20 protein-coding genes and 1 tRNA gene are annotated in these 19,914 nt (G+C 53.1%); 16 read left to right on the forward strand and 5 right to left on the reverse strand.

All coding sequences use genetic code 11. The features are described 5' to 3' along the window. The first annotated feature begins 2 nt into the window (after positions 1-2). The 8 genes from aguA to SB725_RS10575 all read left to right on the forward strand — a co-directional run bounded on the left by aguA (position 3) and on the right by SB725_RS10575 (position 6,361). The gene (aguA, locus tag SB725_RS10540; RefSeq protein WP_027922208.1) at positions 3-1,109 is read left to right on the forward strand and encodes an agmatine deiminase; all 1,107 of its coding nucleotides are present in this window, start codon (positions 3-5) and stop codon (positions 1,107-1,109) included. Positions 1,110-1,354: 245 nt separating this feature from the next. Then, positions 1,355-1,567, forward strand: coding sequence for a hypothetical protein (locus tag SB725_RS10545; RefSeq protein WP_027922207.1), 213 nt, complete (start codon positions 1,355-1,357; stop codon positions 1,565-1,567). Between the two features lie 212 nt (positions 1,568-1,779). After that, positions 1,780-2,394, forward strand: a complete 615-nt coding sequence (locus SB725_RS10550) for a DsbA family protein (RefSeq protein ID WP_032833436.1) — start codon at positions 1,780-1,782, stop codon at positions 2,392-2,394. Positions 2,395-2,622: 228 nt separating this feature from the next. After that, positions 2,623-3,909, forward strand: coding sequence for an OprD family porin (locus tag SB725_RS10555; RefSeq protein ID WP_410921739.1), 1,287 nt, complete (start codon positions 2,623-2,625; stop codon positions 3,907-3,909). Positions 3,910-4,139: 230 nt separating this feature from the next. After that, positions 4,140-4,889, forward strand: coding sequence for a 2OG-Fe dioxygenase family protein (locus SB725_RS10560; RefSeq protein WP_027922205.1), 750 nt, complete (start codon positions 4,140-4,142; stop codon positions 4,887-4,889). Between the two features lie 46 nt (positions 4,890-4,935). Then, positions 4,936-5,349 carry a GNAT family N-acetyltransferase gene (locus SB725_RS10565; RefSeq protein ID WP_172825958.1) on the forward strand — a complete coding sequence of 138 codons (414 nt, stop codon included), beginning with the start codon at positions 4,936-4,938 and terminating at the stop codon, positions 5,347-5,349. After that, entirely contained in the window at positions 5,346-6,065 is a 720-nt protein-coding gene (locus SB725_RS10570; protein WP_027922203.1) for an AzlC family ABC transporter permease, read from the forward strand. Before SB725_RS10565 ends, SB725_RS10570 begins: the two co-directional genes overlap by 4 nt. Next, positions 6,044-6,361 carry an AzlD domain-containing protein gene (locus tag SB725_RS10575; RefSeq protein WP_081743912.1) on the forward strand — a complete coding sequence of 106 codons (318 nt, stop codon included), beginning with the start codon at positions 6,044-6,046 and terminating at the stop codon, positions 6,359-6,361. Before SB725_RS10570 ends, SB725_RS10575 begins: the two co-directional genes overlap by 22 nt. Here the strand turns inward: SB725_RS10575 and SB725_RS10580 are convergent. Beyond that, positions 6,278-7,204 carry a LysR family transcriptional regulator gene (locus SB725_RS10580; protein ID WP_059181813.1) on the reverse strand — a complete coding sequence of 309 codons (927 nt, stop codon included), beginning with the start codon at positions 7,202-7,204 and terminating at the stop codon, positions 6,278-6,280. The two genes, SB725_RS10575 and SB725_RS10580, sit on opposite strands and share 84 nt — an antisense overlap. A gap of 521 nt (positions 7,205-7,725) precedes the next feature. On the opposite strand from SB725_RS10580, the gene SB725_RS10585 reads away from it, so the two are divergent. Beyond that, positions 7,726-9,339, forward strand: a complete 1,614-nt coding sequence (locus SB725_RS10585; protein WP_194940909.1) for a Fic family protein — start codon at positions 7,726-7,728, stop codon at positions 9,337-9,339. A gap of 55 nt (positions 9,340-9,394) precedes the next feature. On the opposite strand, the gene SB725_RS10590 is transcribed toward SB725_RS10585, so the two are convergent. Then, positions 9,395-9,688, reverse strand: a complete 294-nt coding sequence (locus tag SB725_RS10590) for a DUF3077 domain-containing protein (protein WP_410921740.1) — start codon at positions 9,686-9,688, stop codon at positions 9,395-9,397. 695 nt (positions 9,689-10,383) lie between these two features. Between SB725_RS10590 and SB725_RS10595 the strand changes: the two genes are divergently transcribed. The 4 genes from SB725_RS10595 to SB725_RS10610 all read left to right on the forward strand — a co-directional run bounded on the left by SB725_RS10595 (position 10,384) and on the right by SB725_RS10610 (position 12,922). After that, positions 10,384-10,605 carry a tautomerase family protein gene (locus SB725_RS10595; RefSeq protein ID WP_027922199.1) on the forward strand — a complete coding sequence of 74 codons (222 nt, stop codon included), beginning with the start codon at positions 10,384-10,386 and terminating at the stop codon, positions 10,603-10,605. Continuing rightward, the gene (locus SB725_RS10600) at positions 10,602-11,258 is read left to right on the forward strand and encodes a DsbA family oxidoreductase (protein ID WP_410921741.1); all 657 of its coding nucleotides are present in this window, start codon (positions 10,602-10,604) and stop codon (positions 11,256-11,258) included. The genes SB725_RS10595 and SB725_RS10600 overlap by 4 nt, the downstream gene beginning before the upstream one ends. Before the next feature lie 44 nt (positions 11,259-11,302). Continuing rightward, a complete protein-coding gene (locus SB725_RS10605; RefSeq protein WP_027922197.1) occupies positions 11,303-12,013 on the forward strand; it encodes an SDR family NAD(P)-dependent oxidoreductase in 711 nt (236 codons plus the stop codon). A gap of 66 nt (positions 12,014-12,079) precedes the next feature. Continuing rightward, entirely contained in the window at positions 12,080-12,922 is an 843-nt protein-coding gene (locus SB725_RS10610; protein WP_410921742.1) for an oxidoreductase, read from the forward strand. 194 nt (positions 12,923-13,116) lie between these two features. On the opposite strand, the gene SB725_RS10615 is transcribed toward SB725_RS10610, so the two are convergent. Beyond that, entirely contained in the window at positions 13,117-13,323 is a 207-nt protein-coding gene (locus SB725_RS10615) for a hypothetical protein (RefSeq protein WP_027922195.1), read from the reverse strand. 581 nt (positions 13,324-13,904) lie between these two features. On the opposite strand from SB725_RS10615, the gene SB725_RS10620 reads away from it, so the two are divergent. The 3 genes from SB725_RS10620 (at position 13,905) to SB725_RS10630 (ending at position 18,635) form a co-directional block, all read left to right on the forward strand. Beyond that, a complete protein-coding gene (locus SB725_RS10620) occupies positions 13,905-15,857 on the forward strand; it encodes an ATP-dependent nuclease (RefSeq protein WP_410921743.1) in 1,953 nt (650 codons plus the stop codon). Then, on the forward strand, positions 15,842-17,836 hold the full coding sequence (locus SB725_RS10625) for a UvrD-helicase domain-containing protein (protein ID WP_410921744.1): 1,995 nt from the start codon (positions 15,842-15,844) through the stop codon (positions 17,834-17,836). The genes SB725_RS10620 and SB725_RS10625 overlap by 16 nt, the downstream gene beginning before the upstream one ends. Before the next feature lie 157 nt (positions 17,837-17,993). Next, complete coding sequence (locus SB725_RS10630) at positions 17,994-18,635, forward strand: BRCT domain-containing protein (RefSeq protein ID WP_410921745.1); 642 nt, start codon at positions 17,994-17,996, stop codon at positions 18,633-18,635. A 175-nt stretch (positions 18,636-18,810) separates the two neighbouring features. Here the strand turns inward: SB725_RS10630 and SB725_RS10635 are convergent. Both SB725_RS10635 and SB725_RS10640 read right to left on the reverse strand, forming a co-directional pair. Next, a tRNA-Thr gene (locus SB725_RS10635) sits at positions 18,811-18,886 on the reverse strand. Between the two features lie 77 nt (positions 18,887-18,963). Next, entirely contained in the window at positions 18,964-19,788 is an 825-nt protein-coding gene (locus SB725_RS10640; protein ID WP_027922194.1) for an FkbM family methyltransferase, read from the reverse strand. Between the last annotated feature and the right edge of the window lie 126 nt (positions 19,789-19,914).

Raw genomic sequence — 19,914 nt, forward strand, 5'->3', positions numbered from 1 at the left:
TCATGACCACTTTGCACACCACGCCTCGCGCCGACGGCTTTTACATGCCGGCCGAATGGGCGCCACAAACCCAGACCTGGATGATTTGGCCCGAGCGCCCGGACAACTGGCGCCTGGGTGGCAAACCGGCGCAAGCCGCACACGTGGCGGTGGCCAAAGCCATCGCACGTTTCGAACCGGTGACCGTCGCGGTTTCCGCAGGCCAGTACGAAAACGCCCGCGCCCGCCTCGATGTGCCGAATATTCGTGTGGTGGAAATGTCCAGCGATGACGCGTGGGTGCGCGACACCGGTCCGACATTCGTCATCAACAACCGTGGCGAAGTCCGTGGCGTGAACTGGGACTTCAACTCGTGGGGCGGTTTCGACGGTGGCCTGTATTCGCCATGGAACCGTGACTCGCAGGTCGGCGGCAAGATCCTCGAGATCGAGCGCAGCCAGCGTTACCGCACCGAGGGCTTCGTGCTCGAAGGCGGTTCGATTCACGTCGATGGCGAAGGCACCCTGATCACCACCGAAGAATGCCTGCTCAACCGCAATCGCAATCCGCACCTTGATCGTGCAGAGATCGAAGCAGTGCTCAGCGCGAATCTGGCTGTGGATAAAATCATCTGGTTGCCGGACGGTTTGTTCAACGACGAAACCGACGGCCATGTGGATAACTTCTGCTGCTACGTGCGCCCGGGTGAAGTGTTGCTGGCCTGGACCGATGACCCGCAAGACCCGAACTACCCGCGCTGCCAGGCGGCCATGAAGGTCCTGCAAAGTAGCACCGACGCGAAAGGTCGCCCTTTCACGGTGCACAAGATGCCGATTCCGGGTCCGCTGTATGCGACCGAAGAAGAGTGCGCGGGCGTCGACCCGGTGGACGGCACTCAGGAACGAAATCCGACCGTTCGTCTGGCGGGTTCCTACGTGAACTTCCTGATCGTCAACGGCGGCATCATCGCGCCAAGCTTCGATGACCCGCTGGACGAGCCGGCAAAGGAAATTTTGCAGACCCTGTTCCCGCAACACGAAGTGGTGATGGTGCCAGGCCGGGAACTGTTACTGGGAGGCGGTAACATTCACTGCCTTACTCAACAGCAACCCGCGCCGCACAAGGAGTGAGTGGGGTTGTAACAGCCTGAGTCGATTGCACAATCAGCTGAGCTACGGTTAACCCTCTCCACACCCTGAAAAGCCCGCAGCCCTTATGGACTGCGGGCTTTTTTGTATCCGCTTGTCGACAGCACAGACACATTGGCACAGCTCTTGTATCTGTCACCGCGTGAAACAGGGAGGGGGAGAACTGCGATGTTCTGTCATAAACCTTGGATAAGTTAGCCGCTCACGAACCAGGAGAGAGCGCTGAAATGAACGCCGAAGTGAACGTAGTGAGCGAGCGGGCGTTGCATCCCCTGGCAATTAATAGCGAATCGCTCCAGGTCCTTGCGCAGTGGTTCAAGTCCAATGGAACGCGTCAGATCAGTGAACCTGATCCGCGCCGGATGATGATCGAGCGCTACCCCGCTGGCTTGTTCAGCGAAGCGGAACTGGAAGCGTTGTGGGATGTGATGGAAGGATAAGAAGAATAAACAAAGGATTGATAAAGCGCTGCCGGGATGGCGGCGCTTTTTTATGGGCGATGGTTTTTTCAGGCTTACTCCAGGTCAGAGGGCGGGGCATTATTCGACCGATCCACGAAACAGACTGAAAGCCATTCCAGCGTTTTTCCGCAACCACCTGAGGATTAGTCTGCCGGCAGTGAATTTTCCTACTTTATTGCCTGAGCCTTTCGATGATCCTTCATTACATTTATGACCCGTTGTGCGGCTGGTGCTATGGCGCCAAACCATTGGTGCAAGCAGCCCAAGGCGTGTTGCCGGTAATCGCCCACGGTGGCGGCATGATGACGGGCGCCAACCGCAAAGCCGTTTCACCTCAACTGCGCAATTACGTGATGCCCCACGATCGACGCATTGCCGAATACAGCGGGCAGCCTTTTGGCGAAGCATATTTTGAAGGTCTGCTGCGCGATGAAACGGCGGTGTTCGATTCCGCTCCGCCAATTGCGGCCGTGCTGGCAGCCGAGCAAATTGCCGGGCGTGGGATTGAGTTGTTGGGGCGTTTGCAGACCGCGCATTACGTTGAAGGTCGGCGCATCGCCGATCAATCGGTGCTGCTTGAATTGGCAGCAGAGATCGGCCTGGAACCCCTGGCCTTCGAAACGGCCTTTCACAGTGCCAATACCGAACAGCACATCAAAGACAGTCGCGCCCTGTTGGCCAAGGTCGGCGGACAAGGTTTTCCGACACTGGCGCTTGAGCGAAATGGCCAGTTCACGCTGGTCGATGTCAGCCCTTGGCTCGGTAAGCCCGAGGCGTTTGCAGCCTGGCTGGCTCAGCTCGCTTAGACGTTTTTCGTCTATCTATAGTCAATTCATCAAATTGACACAGCATTATGGGCGCGACTAGGATCCCGCCCAACGCCTGTGGCTAACCGCCACGCCCACAAAATAATAAAAGGTCCGCCACGATTTTTTCGTGCGCGGACCTTTTTGTTTTGGGGTGAAAAAAGAGTGCGATAGCGCCGTTTCAGCCGTTCGACACAGCGCGTTTCAACCCGAAATAAGGAAAACAAAATGTTGAACAAGCGAATCAGCCTGATCGCTCTGGGGATGTTGAGTGCTACACAGGCCATGGCTAACGACCAGGCCGAGTCCAAGGGTTTTGTTGAAGACAGCAGCCTCAAAGTGCTGTTGCGCAACGCCTACATCAATCGTGATTACAAAGACGGCAACCCGGATAAATCCGAGTGGGGCCAAGCGGCCATCGGCACGTTCTCGTCCGGCTTCACCCAAGGCACCGTGGGTGTCGGAGTCGACGCTTTCGGTCTGTACGCCCTCAATCTGGAGCGCAGCGAAGACCGTAGCGGCGCGCAAGGCATCGATTTCTTCAAAAAGGGCGACAGTGGCCAGCCGGCTGACGACCTGTCCAAGGGTGGCGCCGCGATCAAGTTCCGCCTGTCCAGCACCACGCTGACCTACGGCGACCAGATGCCGGCCCTGCCGGTGTTGAATTACGACAACTCGCGCCTGCTGCCAGAAAGCTACACCGGCACCTTGATCACGTCCAAAGAGATCAACGGCCTGCAGCTGGACGCCGGTCGTTTCACCGCCGAATCGCGTAAAAGCGCTGAAGGTCGTGACAGCGGTGGCCTGAAGTCGATCAACGTCTTGGGCGGTAGCTACCAGTTCACCGAACAATTCAAAGGCGCGCTGTACGCTTCCGACGTCGAAGACGTGTTGAAGAAGCAATACGTGAATGCCAACTACATTTTCCCGATCGACAAGGATCAGTCCCTGACCCTGGACTTCAACGGCTACCGCACCAAGCTGGACGATGCCTACGTCCGCGAAAACGGTATCACCGGCGACGACAACAAGATCTGGAGCCTGGCCGCGACCTTCGTCACCGGCCCGCACTCGTTCACCCTCGCGCACCAGCGCAGCACGGGCGACAGCAACCTCGGCTACGCCTACGGCGGCTACCAGAAAGACCAAGGGCGTGTGGGCGACGGTGGCAACACCATCTACCTGGCGAACTCCTACTGGTCCGACTTCAACGCCGAAGACGAACGCAGCTGGCAGTTGGGCTACGGCCTGGACTTCAGCGCGTTCGGCGTTCCGGGTCTGACGTACAACGTTGCGTATGTGCGCGGTGACAACATCACCACGTCCACCAGCGAAGGCGGCACCGAGCGCGAAATCTTCAACCAGTTCAAATACGTCGTGCAAAGCGGCCCGGCCAAAGACCTGAGCGTGAAGCTGCGCAGTTCGGTGCTGCGTGTGTCGCAGAAGTCCAGCGAGTACAACGTCAGCGGTAACGAACTGCGTGTGTTCGTGGATTACCCGATCAACGTCTTCTGATGATCGATTAAGCGTAAAAAAATCGTAAATCCCTCGACTGGCTCGAGGGATTTTTTTGCCTGGTGACGGTTAAAAAGCGCTAAAAACCGCTGTTTTCAGTCGCAAAACGTCAAATTGAAGCAACTTCAAACTCCGTTTCAAGCAACGCTTGATATGCCTGAAATTCTTTCTCATGGACGCAAATCCTGTGCTCTCTAGATTAGGTTGCTAAATGCACGGAGATTTTGAAAATGCTCGTTTTGAACAAAGAAGTGGGCGAATCGCTACGGCGCGACAAATACGTCAACGTCAAAAGTAGTGACTTCAATCTGTTCGGTCACTTCTCCGACTTCATCAGATTGACCAGAAGTTGGGAAAACATGGAGCCCGACAGTTACTACGGTCAGGCCGAGGCGGGCAATCGGTACCGACGCTACAGCGATTTCGAATACAACCCGGTGACGCGCGAACTGACGCAGCTGGAGCACCGCGCCTACGTCCAGTCCAAGGCCAACAACGCCTACGTGGGCGGAATGGTCCGGCACTTCCAGGATTTCTCCGATGAAATCATTCATTCGCCGGTGATGCGCAGCCTGATCGACACGGATTTCGAAGTGTACAAAAACGTTCTGCCGCCGGAACTGCACGACGAAATCTGGCAATGCCAGATTCACCAGATCCGGATCGAGATCAAACCAGGCAAGCAACTGGAGATCACCCCGGAAGGTATTCACTGCGACGGTTACCCGTTCAGCGGCGTGCATTTCTGGGGACGCAATAACGTGGAGGGCGCGGAAAGCCGCTTGTACAGTGCCCATGAACAAGAGCATCTGGCGTCGACGACTTACACGGACATTCTCGACACCACTTACTTCCTGGATCGGGACATGCGCCACTACGTCACGCCGGCGCGCAACACCCATTCCCATGCCATGGCCTATCGGCAAATTCTGGCGATTTCCTTCTCGCGGCCCGGGACCGCTTTCGACATTGTTCGCTGAACAGTACAACGCCGCGATCAGCCTCGCCGAGTGCCCTGCACCGGTGATGTTGAGGCGTACGACAGCCAAGGATGCCCAGCGCCTGGAGCGCTTCTTCCGGCAATTCGAAGAGGTGTCTTTCTGCGAATGGCAGGACGCCAAGTGCCTGCGTGGTGTATTGGTGCAGAAGACCACCACCGCGTTCATCGCGCTGGACACCCGCGGCGAAATCGTCGGCGCGGTGCTCGGCGGCATGCTGGGCAGTCGTGGCACGATCAACCATTTGGCGGTGAGCCCGTTGTATCGCAGCCAAGGCGTGGGTCAACGGCTGGTTGAAGCGGCTTCGGCGGACATGAAACGCGTGGGCGTGCTGCGCATGTTCCTGTTTGTCGACGATGCCAACCTCGCCGGGAAACGTTTTTGGAGTGCCCAGGGTTTTTGCGAACCGCGTGGCGAAAGAACATTTGAGAGGGATCTATGAATGAGACGTCCAGCAGCCGGCCGCTGATGGTCGGGCCACAACAACGTTCGCGCACCTTTGCAGAAGCCAGCCCGGTGGTGGCCGGTTATTTCACGGTGTCGTTCGTGTTCGGCCTGATGGCGGTCAATGCCGGGATGCCCGTGTGGTTGCCAGTCGCGATGTGCCTGTTTGTCTACGCCGGTGCTTCGCAGTTCGCCGCGCTGGCACTGATTACCAGTGGCGCGTCGCTGACCACCATTGTCCTCACCACATTTTTGATCAACGCGCGGCACATGCTGATGTCGGTCTACATGGCCAAGGCGTTGCAGGCCATGGGGCTCAGTCGTCTTGAGCGTTGGTGTTATGCGGGTGGTTTGACCGATGAGTCGTTCGCCTTCCACAGCGTCAAACTGGGCAAGGGCGCGCCAGTCAATGTGCGTTACCTGATCGGCTTCAATCTGTATTGCCACACGTCGTGGGTGCTCGGCGGTTTACTCGGGGCGATTTGCGCGCAGTACGCGGCGCACTTGATCAAGTACCAGCTCGACTACGCACTGACGGCGATGATGCTCTACGTGCTGGTGTCGCTGTGCAATACGCGTAACAAACTCATCGCCGCACTGGCCGCTGTCGCCTGCATGGGCGCATTGAGCCTGGCCGGCAGTTCTCCGTTCAACGTATTCATCGCCACCTTTGTGGGCTGCGGGGTGGGTGTATGCCTGACCAAACGTTCCTGATTCTGGTCGTCGTCCTGATGATGGCCGTGACCTTCCTGCCGCGTGCGTTGCCGCTGCAAGTGAACACCGACCATTGGCCGCCCTTCGTCGCCCGTGCGCTGGAATACTTGCCGGTGGCGATCGTCGCTGCCATCAGCGTCACGCCGTTGTTGATCAAGGATCAGCACGTGCAGCTCGATCGCCCGGAATTTTATGCCGCGATTCCGACGTTGTTATGTGCGTACTTCAGCAAAAACCTCTTTCTCTCCGTTGCGGTGGGAACGGCTGCGTACATTGCGCTCGGTTCTTTCATGTAGCGGCAAGTCGACCACATCGTGCAATGCCTGGCCCGACAACTCAGGGTTATTGACCGCCAACCGCACTTCGAGGGCATCCTCGAAGCCAGGAAAAATGGTCAAGCCGTTACGTTGGGCCGCATCGCGGGACACCATGCCGAGGCCATCCATTTGCGTGATCAGCGACAGCGTCAGCGTTTCACTGCAGGAGTAGACCATCCGCTTGTTCGACTCGTAATTGCCAAGACCGGCGTCGAGAAAGCGCAGGAAGCTGTGGGAATACGGACAATCGTCAGCCGGACGCACCTGAAACTTGTTGCCGAGCATGACCAGCGGATCATGTTCCTGGCCGCAATGGGCACCGACCACCTGCACCTGAACCTCGGGCAGGATAATGCTCGGTAATCCCGGCTGCTGCGGGCCGATCAACACCGCCAGGTCGAAGTCTTCGTTCTTCAGCTTGCTGAGGTTTTCCATCGACTCGGCGTAGCTGAATTCCAGCTGATAGTCGGGAAACACCTCAATCAGGCGTCCGATCATTCGCCGATTGAAGTCAGACGAAAGCGTCGTGTTCAGCGCCACCCTGAGCGTGCGCTGCCCAGGCTCTTTCAACGCCGCGACTTTTTCTTCGAGTTGTCGCGTGGCCACTAACACCTTGTCCATGAAAGGCGTGAGTTCCGTGCCCTGCGTGGTCAGGGTCAACCCCTTGTTGGAGCGACGAAACAACCGAAAACCAAACTGCTCTTCGACCTTGTTCAACTGCGCAGCCAATGCCTGCACCGTTAAACAGGAATGCTCTGCCGCCGCCGACAATGAGCCGGTCTGCACAATGCGCATCAAGTTGCGTAGGGTTCTGCTATCCATTGGGTAATGCCCTCTAAAGTGGGCTGGCTATTGTTGAGTACCTGGCCGTCGGTTGGGCGATACGTGCTGGCTATAATCCTGCACCTGAACCCGCTTGTCCCGAGTTTAGTAGCGAATTGATGCTGGCGTCCGATGGTTGGAGGGTTGCGCAGGATCGCGGGTTTCTGGGGGAGGGTGGGTGATCGGGGTCAAAGAATGCTCGGACCGGGAGGTTTGGGCATTTTTTTTGGGGTGGGAACGGGGTTGTCAGTGCGGGTTTCGTGCTGCTGGGACTTCGAAAGGCGGCCGGTCTCGAAACGTTTTTATGCAAAAGTACGGATTTATGATCGTTTTTGAGCACCGAAACTCGTTTTTATGCGTTTAGGGTCAGGGCCGGATCAATCTGACGCGTCTGAAATGTTCGTTTTTATGCAAACCCATCAAAAAATAATCGTTTTTATGCAGCAAAACCTGATTTTGATCGTTACTCTCCATTTGTAGGCATTTTTGATTTCAGCCGAGCTGTTCAAAGGAGTGTGACCGTGAGCGAGTTTCCCGTAGACCCCATCGGTGCTGCCTGGCTAGCGACGACATTCGGCGTGCTGCCGATGGCGCGGCTACCCGTGTTGAGTCAGGTGGGTAGCCGGCGGTTAACTCAAGTCGAAGACGGGTTTCGTCTTGAGACGTATACGGAGAATATGCGCCCCGATCCGGACCTCTCATCCCATCTGCAATTTCATCTGCGGCATGAAGTCCCGAACCTTGAATTCTTGAGTCGGCTGTTTACCAAGGTGGGTCCGGCACCGGTGCAAGACTGGTTAAATGTTGAGCCCACTGGCCAATATGCACGCCGGGCAGCGTTCCTGTTTGAGTGGCTCACCGGCGAGCAATTGCAAGCGCCCGAGCCCATAGGCGGTAAGTATGTCGACGCCATCAACGCCGATCTGATGGTGGCGGCGTCACCCGAAGAGGCGGTGAAAGTGCCGCGTTGGCGCGTGACTGACAACCTGCCAGGCACGCGCTACTTCTGCCCAGTCGTCGTCAAGACAGCAGCAGTCCAGTCAGCAGCGGACCTCGATGTGCCTCACCTCTTTGGTCAACTGACCGCAGAATTTGGCGAGGCGCTTCTGCTGCGCGCCGCGGCATGGATGACGCTGCGGGAAAGCAAAGCCAGTTTCGCGATTGAAGGGGAGGCGGATCGCTCTACGCGTATCCAGCGATTTGCAGATGTGTTGGCGCGACGAACCGGTCAGGGCGAATTGCCGCTCACCGATGCGGCACTGGCTGAGATGCAGGAAGAGATCCTTGGCGCAGTGACCACCCTGACCCGCCTGGGAATTCGGCAATCGCCGGTGTTTGTTGGAGAGACGGTTCGCTATCAGGAGATCGTCCATTATGTCGCGCCACCGGAAAGTGATCTGGAGCGGATGTTAGAAGGGATTCGCGTCTTTCTGAATCGCACTCAAGGGCAATCCCCGGTCATGCGCAGCGCTGTGGCGGCGTTTGCTTTTGTCTATATCCATCCGCTGGCTGATGGCAACGGCCGGGTCCATCGCTTCCTGATCAACGACATTTTGCGTCGTGATGGAGCCATTCCAGATCCGGTGATTCTCCCGATTTCAGCGGTTATCACCGACGACTCGGCCGAGCGGCGCCTGTATGACAGCGTGCTGGATCAGGTTTCAAAACCGCTCATGCAGGGCATACGAGACCAGGTAACGTTCGCCAGTACTCGCACGCAATACCCTGACGGCGTGGTCTCGAACATTGAATTCACGGGGCAGGAACAGGCACGCCCGGTGTGGCGATATCCAAACCTGGGGCCACACGTCGTGTTCATCTCGAACGTCATCCGCCGCACGATCACCGAACAGATGCGTGAAGAGTCGCGGTATTTACGCAGCCACATAAGGGCCAGGCAGGCGATCAAGGAAATCGTTGAAATGCCGGATCAACAGGCTGACCGACTCCTGCGATCCATTGAGCAGAACGAAGGGAAGCTGAGCAACGTACTGGCAAAGGAAATGCCGGTGCTGACAAGGCCGGACATTTGGGACGCCATTACCGAAGCGGTGGCTCAGTCGATGCGGGGGGAAGAACCGATCGACAGTGGCGTGAGTGATCGATATCACCCGAATCAGCCAGTGGGTAGATGACCGACTTACGCAAACGCCCCGATTGATTCGGGGCTTTTTCATGCGTGCGATTTGTTTATGGCGCGACGTTACTGGCTCGGTTGTTACACGGCGCGGCTAGCACCTTCACTACGTCATCGATGATCGCCTTACTCATATCCTGCAAGTAATGCGATGCCCAGGCATGCCGGTCGGTATCGCGAACCATCGCGGCATCGGATGCGAGAAGCTTGGCGATGTGGAGCAGATCGGAAGCGTGGGAGAGGGCCTGGATCACCGGGACGCCGGCGTTGATGCGGAACAGTGCATCGTTGGCGTGGTAGGAGAAAGGGGTGAGGCCGATGGTTTTGAGGTCTTGAGGGTTGGTCATTGGGCACCTCCGGTGTTTGGGCGGGGGTGGGTGATGACCGGTGGAGCGGTAGCGCAAATTTTGGACGGACCGGTAGCGGGCATTAGCAAAAACTCCTGAATCAAAGTTTGAGCTACCACGTTCGTTATCAGGCGAATGGGTGGCAGCTGTGCGCGGGCTGATAAACCGGAGATACAGGAACCCGGCAGACCCGAAGGTCTCCCACGCACAGCCGCCATTACACGGAAATGCAGGCACAAAAAAACGCCAACAATCGTGATTATGGGCGCTTGTGCGCCTGTATCTTACTCGGGTTATCAGGCCCGGTCGCTGAATTGGCAGCGACGACCTGAAGGTAGCTTGAGAGGGACGACTGCGCAATCGTGGCTAGGTGGTGGCGTGGAGGGCGGTTTAGTGATTTTTATGGCTGAGCAACAGTTAAACGAAAGAACACATCGACGCGCACATGTCGTCTCCAGCGACACGTTCTAATAACGTGTCGCAGAAAGTGAAAAAAAGCGACACGTCAAAAGGCGGACTACATCAGAAGCGGCTGAGTCCTACTGCAAAATCGGACACCTGCGATATCTTACTAATTACACCAAGTAACTAATGATGTTCCCGCCCCCACCTTTTTCCCCTCCAGCTAACGCCCTACATTGAGCTCCAACGCCTACCCATTCATTCCGAAGGGCAGGTCACTTGGAGATTCCCTCATGCCTTTTGTCAGCGTTCGCATTACCCGCGATGGCGTTACCTCAGAGCAGAAAGCTCAGGTGATCGCCGAAATCACAGAAACCCTGGAACGCGTCCTCAAAAAGGATCCGCACCTGACCCACATCGTGATCGAAGAAGTCGACACGGATAACTGGGGCTACGCCGGCATCACCACCACAAAGTATCGAAAGCAACTGGCTGAGGCGGAGGGCAAGTCATGACCGCGTCCGTCTCCATCGACTTCATCTCCGACGTGGTGTGCCCGTGGTGTGCATTGGGTGCGACGGCGCTGGAGCAAGCGATCGAGAACGTGGCCGGTGAGATTTCGGTGGAGCTGACCTACAAGCCTTTCGAACTGAACCCGGACATGCCGGCAGTCGGCGAAAAAGCGGTCGAGCATTTGATGCGCAAATATGGACGCACCGCCGCAGACGTCGCCGCTGGCAAAGCCATGCAAATCGCTCGTGGCGAGGCCATCGGTTTCACCTTCGATCTGGAGAAGCGCACGCACTTCTACAACACGTTTGATGCGCACCGATTGCTGTTGTGGGCGTTGCAGGAAGGGCGGCAGATCGAGCTGAAGAAGATCCTGTTGCGCGCTTACTTCACTGACGGCCAGAACCCTAGCAACCGCGAAACCCTCGCTCGTCTGGCCGGGGAAGCGGGACTGGATGTGGCCACTGCGCAAGAAGTGTTGGCCTCCGGAGCGTTCGCAAAAGAAGTGCGCGAGCTTGAGGCGTTCTACCGCCAGCACGGGATCAACTCGGTCCCGGCCATGATCCTCAACGGTCGTCACCTGGTGTCCGGATCGCAGTCGGTCGAGTACTACGAACAAATGCTGAGACAAATGGCCAAGGCCCCGGCCGAAGCCTGATTACTTACTTTTTTAAATCATCTTTTAATTAGCAGAGGTTCATCATGAGCAATTCGAAAAAAGTCATCGTCATTACCGGCGCGTCCCAAGGCCTCGGCGCAGGCATGGTCAAAGCGTTCCGTGACCTGGATTACAAGGTTGTCGCCACTTCGCGTTCGATCAAACCGTCCACCGACCCGGACATCCTCACCGTGGCGGGCGACATCGGCGACCCGGCGGTTGCGCAGCAAGTGATCCGTGAAGCGATCGCACGTTTTGGCCGCATCGATACGTTGGTCAACAACGCCGGGATCTTTATCGCCAAGCCGTTCACCGCATACACCGCTGAAGACTACGCCAATGTGTTGTCGGTGAACTTGAACGGCTTCTTCTACATCACCCAGCTCGCGATCAACGAGATGGAAAAACAAGGCAAAGGCCATGTGGTCAACATCACCACCAGTCTGACGGACCACGCGGTTGATGGTGTGCCATCGGTGTTGGCTTCGCTGACCAAAGGTGGCTTGAACGCGGCGACCAAGTCCCTGGCAATTGAGTACGCCAAGCGCGGGATTCGGGTGAATGCGGTTTCGCCAGGCATCATCAAGACGCCGATGCATGGTGAAGAAACGCATGAAGCGCTGGGGAATCTGCACCCGGTTGGGCATATGGGTGAGATCGGTGACATTGCTCAGGCGGTTGTTTATCTGGATAGCGCCAACTTTGTTACCGGGGAGATTCTGCACGTGGATGGTGGGCAGAGCGCTGGTCACTAAGACCTCGTTGACTTGTCCACAGCGCCGTCGATCACTATCGACGGCGTTTTTATTGGAGAACGCAGCATGAACACCCACGCTCACAAGGTTTTCCTGATCACCGGCGTCAGTTCAGGTTTCGGCCTGGCCTTTTCGCAAGCAGCGCTGGCGGCGGGACACACGGTGGTTGGCACGGTGCGGCGCGAATCCGAGTGCGCCGCGTTCGAAGCGCTGGACGCCTATCGCGCTAAAGCGTTCGTGCTCGACGTCACCGATTTCCCAGCCGTCGAACCGCTGGTGGCTGACATCCTGCGTGAAGTGGGGCAGATCGACGTGCTGGTGAACAACGCCGGCTATGGGCACGAAGGCATTCTCGAGGAATCGCCACTGACTGAAATGCAGCGCCAGTTCGACGTCAACGTGTTTGGCGCGGTGGCAATGATCAAAGCAGTCCTGCCCGGCATGCGTGAACGGCGCAGCGGGCATATCGTCAACATCACCTCCATGGCCGGCTTCATCACCTTGCCGGGCATCGCTTACTACAGCGGCAGCAAATTCGCCCTTGAAGGCGTCAGCGAAGCGCTGGCCAAAGAAGTCGAAAGCCTGGGCATCCACGTGACCGCCGTGGCACCTGGCTCATTTCGCACCGAATGGGCGGGGCGCTCGATGATCCGATCCGGTCGCACCGTGAGTGACTACGAAGCGGTGTTTGATCCAGTGCGCAAGGCGCGGGAAGAGAAGAGTGGCAAGCAGGCTGGCGATCCGCAAAAGGCTGCGCAGGCGTTGCTGACCTTGGTCGCTGCTGAAAAGCCGCCGGTTCATCTGTTGCTGGGTAAGGATGCGGTGAGGTTGGTGCGTGAAAAGATTGCGCGGTTGCAGGGGGAGATTGATGCTTGGGAGCATCTTTCGGTTTCTACGGAGTTTGATTGATTGATGGCCGGTGTATAAAAACCCAGAACCCAGAACCCAGAACCCAGAACCCAGAACCCAGAACCCAGAATCCAGAAACAACAAAGCCCCCGTATTTCTACGAGGGCTTTGTTTTGTGGTGTCGGCAATAGATCTGAAAATCATTTGGGCGCCCCCCTCCTCTCGTAGGAGGCGAGTGATTCCATTCGCTACAGTCAGAAAAGCGCCACATCTTCGTCGTCGGGGACTTCGTCCGTAACAATCACTCGTGCGTGTGCGCTGTGCTCGTCCTCCATGCGCAACCCGAAGTAGCGGGTATCGTTGGCGTCCCAAAATGCCTCTATCTGTGACATGGGTGCATGTTCAAGCAGCACCTCGGCGCTGCGCTCCAAGATGATCGAGTAACGTCGTTCGGTGTTCATTACAAAGCGGCTCGCAACGGCGGAGAGGGTTGTGCATAAGCACTGCTGTCATTATGCCGTCTCACAGCTTTTCGACCGTAACCGCTCATCGTTTCGGGGAGGGATGTAGATGCGCGGTACCAGAATTGGATGCGTCGGTTCGCCATCCTTCAGCGAAAGGGGCGAGCGTAAGACCCACAAACGAAAAAGGCCCACCTTTCGGTGAGCCTTTTTCGATATTGCGTATGGTGCGGCACCAGGAGTCGAAAAAAGAAATATTTTTCATATTTATCAATAGGATAAATGGTTGATGTTTTAACTGTTACCCCCATTGCTACCCTTTTGCTTTCTCACACAGCTCGACGCCGTTACCTCTCAGTCCCGGACTCTCGCAGGTCAAATCGATAAATGGCAAAAGGCTATGCTTAGGCTATATTGAAGCCATTCGATCTTTCGAACCAGGCTCAAGGCACATTTAAAATAATATGTGAATAAAACTTTTGCGGGAAGGTATTCTTGAAATTTATGTATCAAAGTTATATTAACCTCCAAAGTGTTTGAAAGTGCTTATCCTTTGCTCTAAATGGATATAAGAGACCTACATGAAGATCACTAAAATCTCAGCTGTAAATTTTCGGGCTTTGCAGGATGTGACGTTAGATTTGCGGGATAGTTTATCTTTGCTTATTGGTAGAAATAATAGTGGAAAAACATCCTTGCTTGTGCTTTTTGAGAAGTTCTACGAGTCAGGTGTTGCCTTTAATTACCATGATTTTCCTTTGGCGATTCGTAAGGATCTAGTTGCGATAGATCACGGAACTGACGTTGTTCCTCTATCGATAAGTATGAGGATTGAAATTGAGTACGGTGACGAAGACAATTTGCGACACCTATCAGAATTTATGTTGGATCTTGATAGTAAAGTAAACAAAGTAAATATTTTATTCGAGTGCGTTATAAACAAAGACTTATTGCTGAGAGATATAGAGCAATTCGATGGTGAGAGGGAGAGGTTTCTTCGAAAAAACCTTGATAGGTACTTACAGGTACATGTCTATGCATATGCGAATGATGAAGATCTACTTCTGGAAAATCGAACTAGGCTTGTAAAGAAAGACATCACTTCGGTCAGGGATCTGATTAATTTCCAAATAATTCATGCTAAGCGAGATGTTGCTAGCAGCGAAGGCGGCAAGAAAATGCTTTCGAAGCTGACAACGCAATATTTCAATAAGGCCAATAAGGATGTCACGGACTTCGATCCGATTAATAACTTGCTCCTGCAAATTGATGAGAGTCTTGAAAACAGCTATAAGGATTTTTTTGAGCCATTCTTAAAGACGTCTAAAGCCTTTTTGGGGATTGAAGATATCAAGGTTGTATCCAATCTTGAATCAAATGAGGTTTTGGAGAATAGCTCGCAGGTGGTGTATGGAGAGCGCGCCGAATTTCTCCCCGAGACGTTCAATGGTCTCGGTCATATGAATATACTTTATTTGCTTTTGAGTGTTGAGATCAAGAAAGAGTCGTTTGCCAAAACCGGAAAAAATATAAATCTCCTTTTTATCGAGGAGCCAGAGGCGCATACGCATCCACAGATGCAATATATTTTTGCCAATCAAATAAAAAGTATCTTGAATGAGATTGACAATATTCAGGCCGTAATTACTACGCATTCATCTCATATTGTTTCGCAGTGTGATTTTAAAGACATAAGGTATTTGCAAAACTCAGAAGGTAAGACAAAAATAAAAAATTTCCATGCTGAGCTGAAAGCTAAGTATGGCGACGATGAAGATTCGTTTAAGTTTCTAGAGCAGTACCTAACTCTCAATTCGTGCGAGCTGTTTTTTGCAAGCAAGGTGATATTTATTGAGGGTGTTACTGAACGAATGCTCTGGCCTTACTTTGTAGAACTATTTGATAAGTCAAAGCTCCACAGTAAAGACCATATTTCATTGTTCTCCCAAAATGTTACAATTTTAGAAGTCGGTGCTAATGCCAAGGCGTTTAGGCATTTTCTAGAGTTTTTGGAGATCAAAACTCTTGTCATCACGGATATAGATACAACCAAAAAGACCCTTGATTTAAGCAAAGATAAGCCCAAAACAACTTATCTCTCCTCCAAGGTTGTTGACGCAGATCACATTAGCAATGCCACGTTAAAACATTACTATGATGCTCCCGACTTCTCTGATGAAGCTAAGTTCGCCAGTTGGTTCTCTAGATTAGTTTCGCATGATCTAAAGCATGCTTACTCTAATATATATATTGCTTATCAGAAGGAGGAAGAGAAATATCATGCGAGGAGTTTTGAGGATGCTTTTGTGCATGTCAATAAGGAGTTGATTAAAAAGAAAATTGATAGCATAAATGGATTGAAGAACGTGCATGAGTTTGATGCAGGGCTAGATGCCTACGATTTGATTGATAAAGTATTGGATAAAAAATCTGCGTTCGCGTCCTCTCTGTTGTACTTGGCACTAACTGATGACCAAGTTACTTGGCGTATTCCCACCTATATTGAGGAGGCGTTGGAATGGATATCCGAATGACTCCGTTTGATCAGGTTTTGTCCTGCCTAGCGCGGGGGAAGAGTTTCCTACTCCAGGGGGGAGCAGGAAGTGGGAAGACCGAAACCTTGAAGAAGTTGTTAGACCACATTTCTAAAAATATGCCAGATAAGAGGGTGGCATGTATTACCCATACAAATTTGGCTGCTGATGAGATCAAGATGCGAGCAGGTGATCTGCATACCATCAGCACAATTCATTCGTTTATGAATGGAATCGTAAAAACCTTCCGGCTCGATCTGCATAAGGTCATACACGAAATTTTCCTTCTGCCTGAATTCACGCGAGGGGAGGCCTTGGATGATGAGAAGGAATATAAGAAGCGTGAGCATGCTCGCTATAAAAGGGCATACGAGAAATATGCCGAAAAGGCATATTTTATACTAAGAACAAAAGAGGAAAAAGTACTAGGTAAGCCTGTTTATGATAGAGACCCTGCCGCGGCAAACAAAGTTTTAAACGATAAGATAAAATATTTAAATTCCCATATATTGAAGCATATTGAAGGGGTTCCCGCTCATAAAGTTGCTTATAATGAAACCGTGTTTAATAGTCTTCGCGATTTAAGTTTCGGCCATGATGGGCTCATTAAGCTAGCGGTTTCTCTATTGGTGAAGCGCGCGAAATTGCGGAAAATTTTGTCTGACAAGTATGATTATATATTTGTTGACGAGTATCAAGATACTTCTCCTGATGTGGTTAGAGCGTTTCTTAACTATGTTGCAATTGATCAAAATATAATATTCGGTTTTTTCGGCGATTCGATGCAAGGTATATATGAGGAGGGGGTTGGGGATGTAGAGTCATATGTACAAGCTGGTGCGCTAGAGAAAATTGAAAAGGAGGATAACTATAGATGCTCGGAGCAGGTTGTAAGGCTTATAAATAACTTGAGGAACGACGGATTAAAACAAAATGTTGCCTTGAGGGTTTTTGATAGCGGTCTTTTAGAAACTTTGGCCGAGCGCCAAGGTAAAGTGAAGCTGGTTTATGCGATTTGCGAAGAGAAGCCTAATCAGCAAAGCTCTCGTGAGGCAAAGGATTTATATGTCGAAAAACTTTATAAGTTGATTGAGATAGCTCAGGGTTTTGATAACTACAAAATGCTAATGCTGACAAACAAAGCTGTAGCGTTAGAAGCAGGGTTTGGTCGTTTGTACGAGATTTTCAACTCTCGATTTGGTCAGTCAACGAATGAAAACCTAGAGAAAGTACTAACTACGTGCCATTTCTATGATTTGTATGAACTATATCAAGATGTTTCGTCTCGTAGACATTCTAACGTTATCCGCTCTGTAAAAAAATCTGGGTTTGTATTAGATTCAGTTCGTCAAAAGGATGAGTTGCTAGCCGCATTCAAGCAGGTTTTCGAATTGAACTGCTCTGGGCACAAGGCGATACTCGAATCTTTTCAGCTGAAGTTGATAAAAAGGTCGGAGTCCTACGAACGCTTCATAAAAAGAAGAGATCACTTCATTGAGCAGATGAATGGGGACGCCAGGTACACTGATTTTAAGAATCTTTACATCGCAGGTATTGACAGTTGTAGTAAATTAAATAAATCAGGATTCGATATTGATGATTATGAATTTGGAGATTTGGAGCGAGATGTAAAACGGGATTTATTTTATGCTGATTTTTTTGGCGAAAAAATAACCTTAGGCGAGGTTTTTAATTACTACGATTATTTGTCGGAGAAAACAAATTTTATAACCATGCACAAGACGAAAGGCTCAGGGATAAGAAACGTATTAGTTGTAGTGGATGAGTTCTTTTGGCGAGACTATAAGTTTACTAATATATTCTCAGCAGGCCCTGTGTCGGCTGAAAATCAGAAGATTATGTATGTTGCGTGCTCACGAGCTATTGAAAATTTGACCTGTGTACGGCTTATGGGTGAAGAGGAAGCTTCATCTATTGGGGACTATTTTGATGAGGTTGAAGTTGTAAAATTAGATTGATAGGTAGCAGGGGAGGCCTTTAGGCGGAAAAGGGGACGGATCTATTTTCCTGGCTAAAAACGGGGTGTCTGCGCGCAGTGGTGCTAGCGTTGAACACAACATCTATCCGCTGATGCTTCGGTATCGAACCAGTACCCACCTCAAAGGAAAACCCGTAATGGATCTACATAACGAGTTCGAGAGCAGCAAATTTTTCCATCGCGCCCGTATCGATCGACGTGCCGCCGATGCCTTGGTCGGGTTGGCCGCTGGGATTACGGCCGACGGTGTTGTGAATATCACGGAAGCGGTTTTTCTAAAGCAATGGTTGGAAAACAATCTCGCGCATCTGAATGATCCTGTGATCAATCTGCTGTATTCGCGTTTGGCGTGCATGCTTCAGGACGATGCTCTAGACAAGGATGAGTCCCTGGAGCTGCTTAACATCCTGCATGGTTTTTCTGGAGTGGGTATTGAGGGAGCGAAAGTCGGCGGTGCTGTTGCCGTTGCTCCTACGGACCTTCCCTTCAATTTACCGGCCCCTGATTTGGTGTGGGATGGCCGGATGTTCGTATTTACGGGTGTCATGGCCTTTGGGCCGCGTAAGGATTGTCAGGCGCTGGTCGAAGAACGAGGTGGTTTGATTGGGGGCGGTGTGAGTAAGAAGGTGCATTACCTGGTGGTCGGTAGCGTGGGTAATGAGCAGTGGCGCCACAGCACTTATGGAACGAAGATCATGAAGGCAGTGGAGTTGCGGGAGGCAGGAGCTTCGATTGCCATTGTGGGTGAGGATCATTGGCAAAGGATGCTGTTTGGTTGAGGTTGCTTCGTTTTTGGTGCCTTGGAAAGGCAGCCCTTTGTCTTGGTCAGTAGATCGTCGTTGGGTTTGACGGACTCATTGCGAGCAGGCTCGCGCGGGTTCCAGAGTGTGGATAAAAAGTGGACGTTCCAGAAACAACAAAGCCCCTGCATTTCTGCAGGGGCTTTGTTTTGTATGGTGCCGGCACCAGGAGTCGAACCCGGGACCTACTGATTACAAGTCAGTTGCTCTACCAACTGAGCTATACCGGCGTGTTGGGCGACGATTATAGCGATTGGGTTGGTTCTGTAAACCCCTGAATTCAGACTATTTTTGCGCAGGCGTCAGGTCAAGCGCGTAGCAGGGTTTTCTTGAGTTTCTGGATGGCTTGCCAGGTGCGGCTGTTTTGCATTGCGCGCAGCTGTGCTTCGGCCTGTTCGGCGCGTTGCAGGGCAGTGGCGAGTTGCTGTTCGGCATCGCCGATGGGGTGGCTGAAGTTGTGGCCTTTGCAGAACTGGAATTCATCCAGGTTGCACGGCGGGATGTCGAAGGCGGGTTTGAGGTTCAGGTGTTCTTCGGCGAGGTAGTAGGTGTTGATGCCGTCGAACAGGATGGAGTGGTAGCCGGCGCCGGTGACGAGGGTTTCCCAGGTCTGGTCGCGGTCCCACGGGGTTTCGATGAGGATGACCCATGGCCGCCACCGGGTGAAGTCCATGCCGCGCAGGACGGTTTCTTCGTGGCCTTCGACGTCGATTTTCAGGAAGTGGATCGGGCGGCCCTGGGCGTGTTCTTCGCAGATGGACGTCAGGGTGCGGGACTGGACGGTTTGGCTGCGCACGTCCATGCCGGCGTCTTTGTGCATTTGCGCCATGGCCGGGTCGACGGTCGAGAGGCCGGTGCCGGCGATGCCATAGAAGGTCAGGCTGTCGGCGCTTTCGCCGGCCACGCATTGCAGGTTGGTGTCTTTGGGACGCTGCTGGCACAGGGCTTCGTAGTAGTTGGGCATCGGTTCGACGTTGATGCCGCTCCAGCCGTGGTCGTAGAACGCTTTGGTGACCGAGTCATGGGTCGGATCGTTGGCGCCGACGTCGATATAGAAGCCGTTCTCGACGGTTTTGAGGGCGCGCCACAGGCGTATGTCTTCGAAGTTCTGTGCGTAGGAAATGAACGTCACGGTCGCATCCTGTCGGTCGAATTTTCTTGTTCGTGGTCGCGCTGACGGCGTCCTTGCGTGTTTGTATAACAAGAGTCGGGAGGCGGTGCAATTTTCCCCGCGTGAGGTCCGGGTTTAGGCGCTTAT

The sequence above is a fragment of the Pseudomonas sp. SIMBA_041 genome, from assembly GCF_046535095.1.
Classification (GTDB): Bacteria; Pseudomonadota; Gammaproteobacteria; order Pseudomonadales; family Pseudomonadaceae; genus Aquipseudomonas; species Aquipseudomonas mucoides.

Bases quoted from the DNA above. Each gene is read 5' to 3' on its own strand.
- aguA (WP_027922208.1), top strand. From the start codon at position 3: ATGACCACTTTGCACACCACGCCTCGCGCCGACGGCTTTTACATGCCG.
- SB725_RS10545 (WP_027922207.1), top strand. From the start codon at position 1,355: ATGAACGCCGAAGTGAACGTAGTGAGCGAGCGGGCGTTGCATCCCCTG.
- SB725_RS10550 (WP_032833436.1), top strand. From the start codon at position 1,780: ATGATCCTTCATTACATTTATGACCCGTTGTGCGGCTGGTGCTATGGC.
- SB725_RS10555 (WP_410921739.1), top strand. From the start codon at position 2,623: ATGTTGAACAAGCGAATCAGCCTGATCGCTCTGGGGATGTTGAGTGCT.
- SB725_RS10560 (WP_027922205.1), top strand. From the start codon at position 4,140: ATGCTCGTTTTGAACAAAGAAGTGGGCGAATCGCTACGGCGCGACAAA.
- SB725_RS10565 (WP_172825958.1), top strand. From the start codon at position 4,936: ATGTTGAGGCGTACGACAGCCAAGGATGCCCAGCGCCTGGAGCGCTTC.
- SB725_RS10570 (WP_027922203.1), top strand. From the start codon at position 5,346: ATGAATGAGACGTCCAGCAGCCGGCCGCTGATGGTCGGGCCACAACAA.
- SB725_RS10575 (WP_081743912.1), top strand. From the start codon at position 6,044: ATGCCTGACCAAACGTTCCTGATTCTGGTCGTCGTCCTGATGATGGCC.
- SB725_RS10580 (WP_059181813.1), bottom strand. From the start codon at position 7,204: ATGGATAGCAGAACCCTACGCAACTTGATGCGCATTGTGCAGACCGGC.
- SB725_RS10590 (WP_410921740.1), bottom strand. From the start codon at position 9,688: ATGACCAACCCTCAAGACCTCAAAACCATCGGCCTCACCCCTTTCTCC.
- SB725_RS10595 (WP_027922199.1), top strand. From the start codon at position 10,384: ATGCCTTTTGTCAGCGTTCGCATTACCCGCGATGGCGTTACCTCAGAG.
- SB725_RS10600 (WP_410921741.1), top strand. From the start codon at position 10,602: ATGACCGCGTCCGTCTCCATCGACTTCATCTCCGACGTGGTGTGCCCG.
- SB725_RS10605 (WP_027922197.1), top strand. From the start codon at position 11,303: ATGAGCAATTCGAAAAAAGTCATCGTCATTACCGGCGCGTCCCAAGGC.
- SB725_RS10610 (WP_410921742.1), top strand. From the start codon at position 12,080: ATGAACACCCACGCTCACAAGGTTTTCCTGATCACCGGCGTCAGTTCA.
- SB725_RS10615 (WP_027922195.1), bottom strand. From the start codon at position 13,323: ATGAACACCGAACGACGTTACTCGATCATCTTGGAGCGCAGCGCCGAG.
- SB725_RS10620 (WP_410921743.1), top strand. From the start codon at position 13,905: ATGAAGATCACTAAAATCTCAGCTGTAAATTTTCGGGCTTTGCAGGAT.
- SB725_RS10625 (WP_410921744.1), top strand. From the start codon at position 15,842: ATGGATATCCGAATGACTCCGTTTGATCAGGTTTTGTCCTGCCTAGCG.
- SB725_RS10630 (WP_410921745.1), top strand. From the start codon at position 17,994: ATGGATCTACATAACGAGTTCGAGAGCAGCAAATTTTTCCATCGCGCC.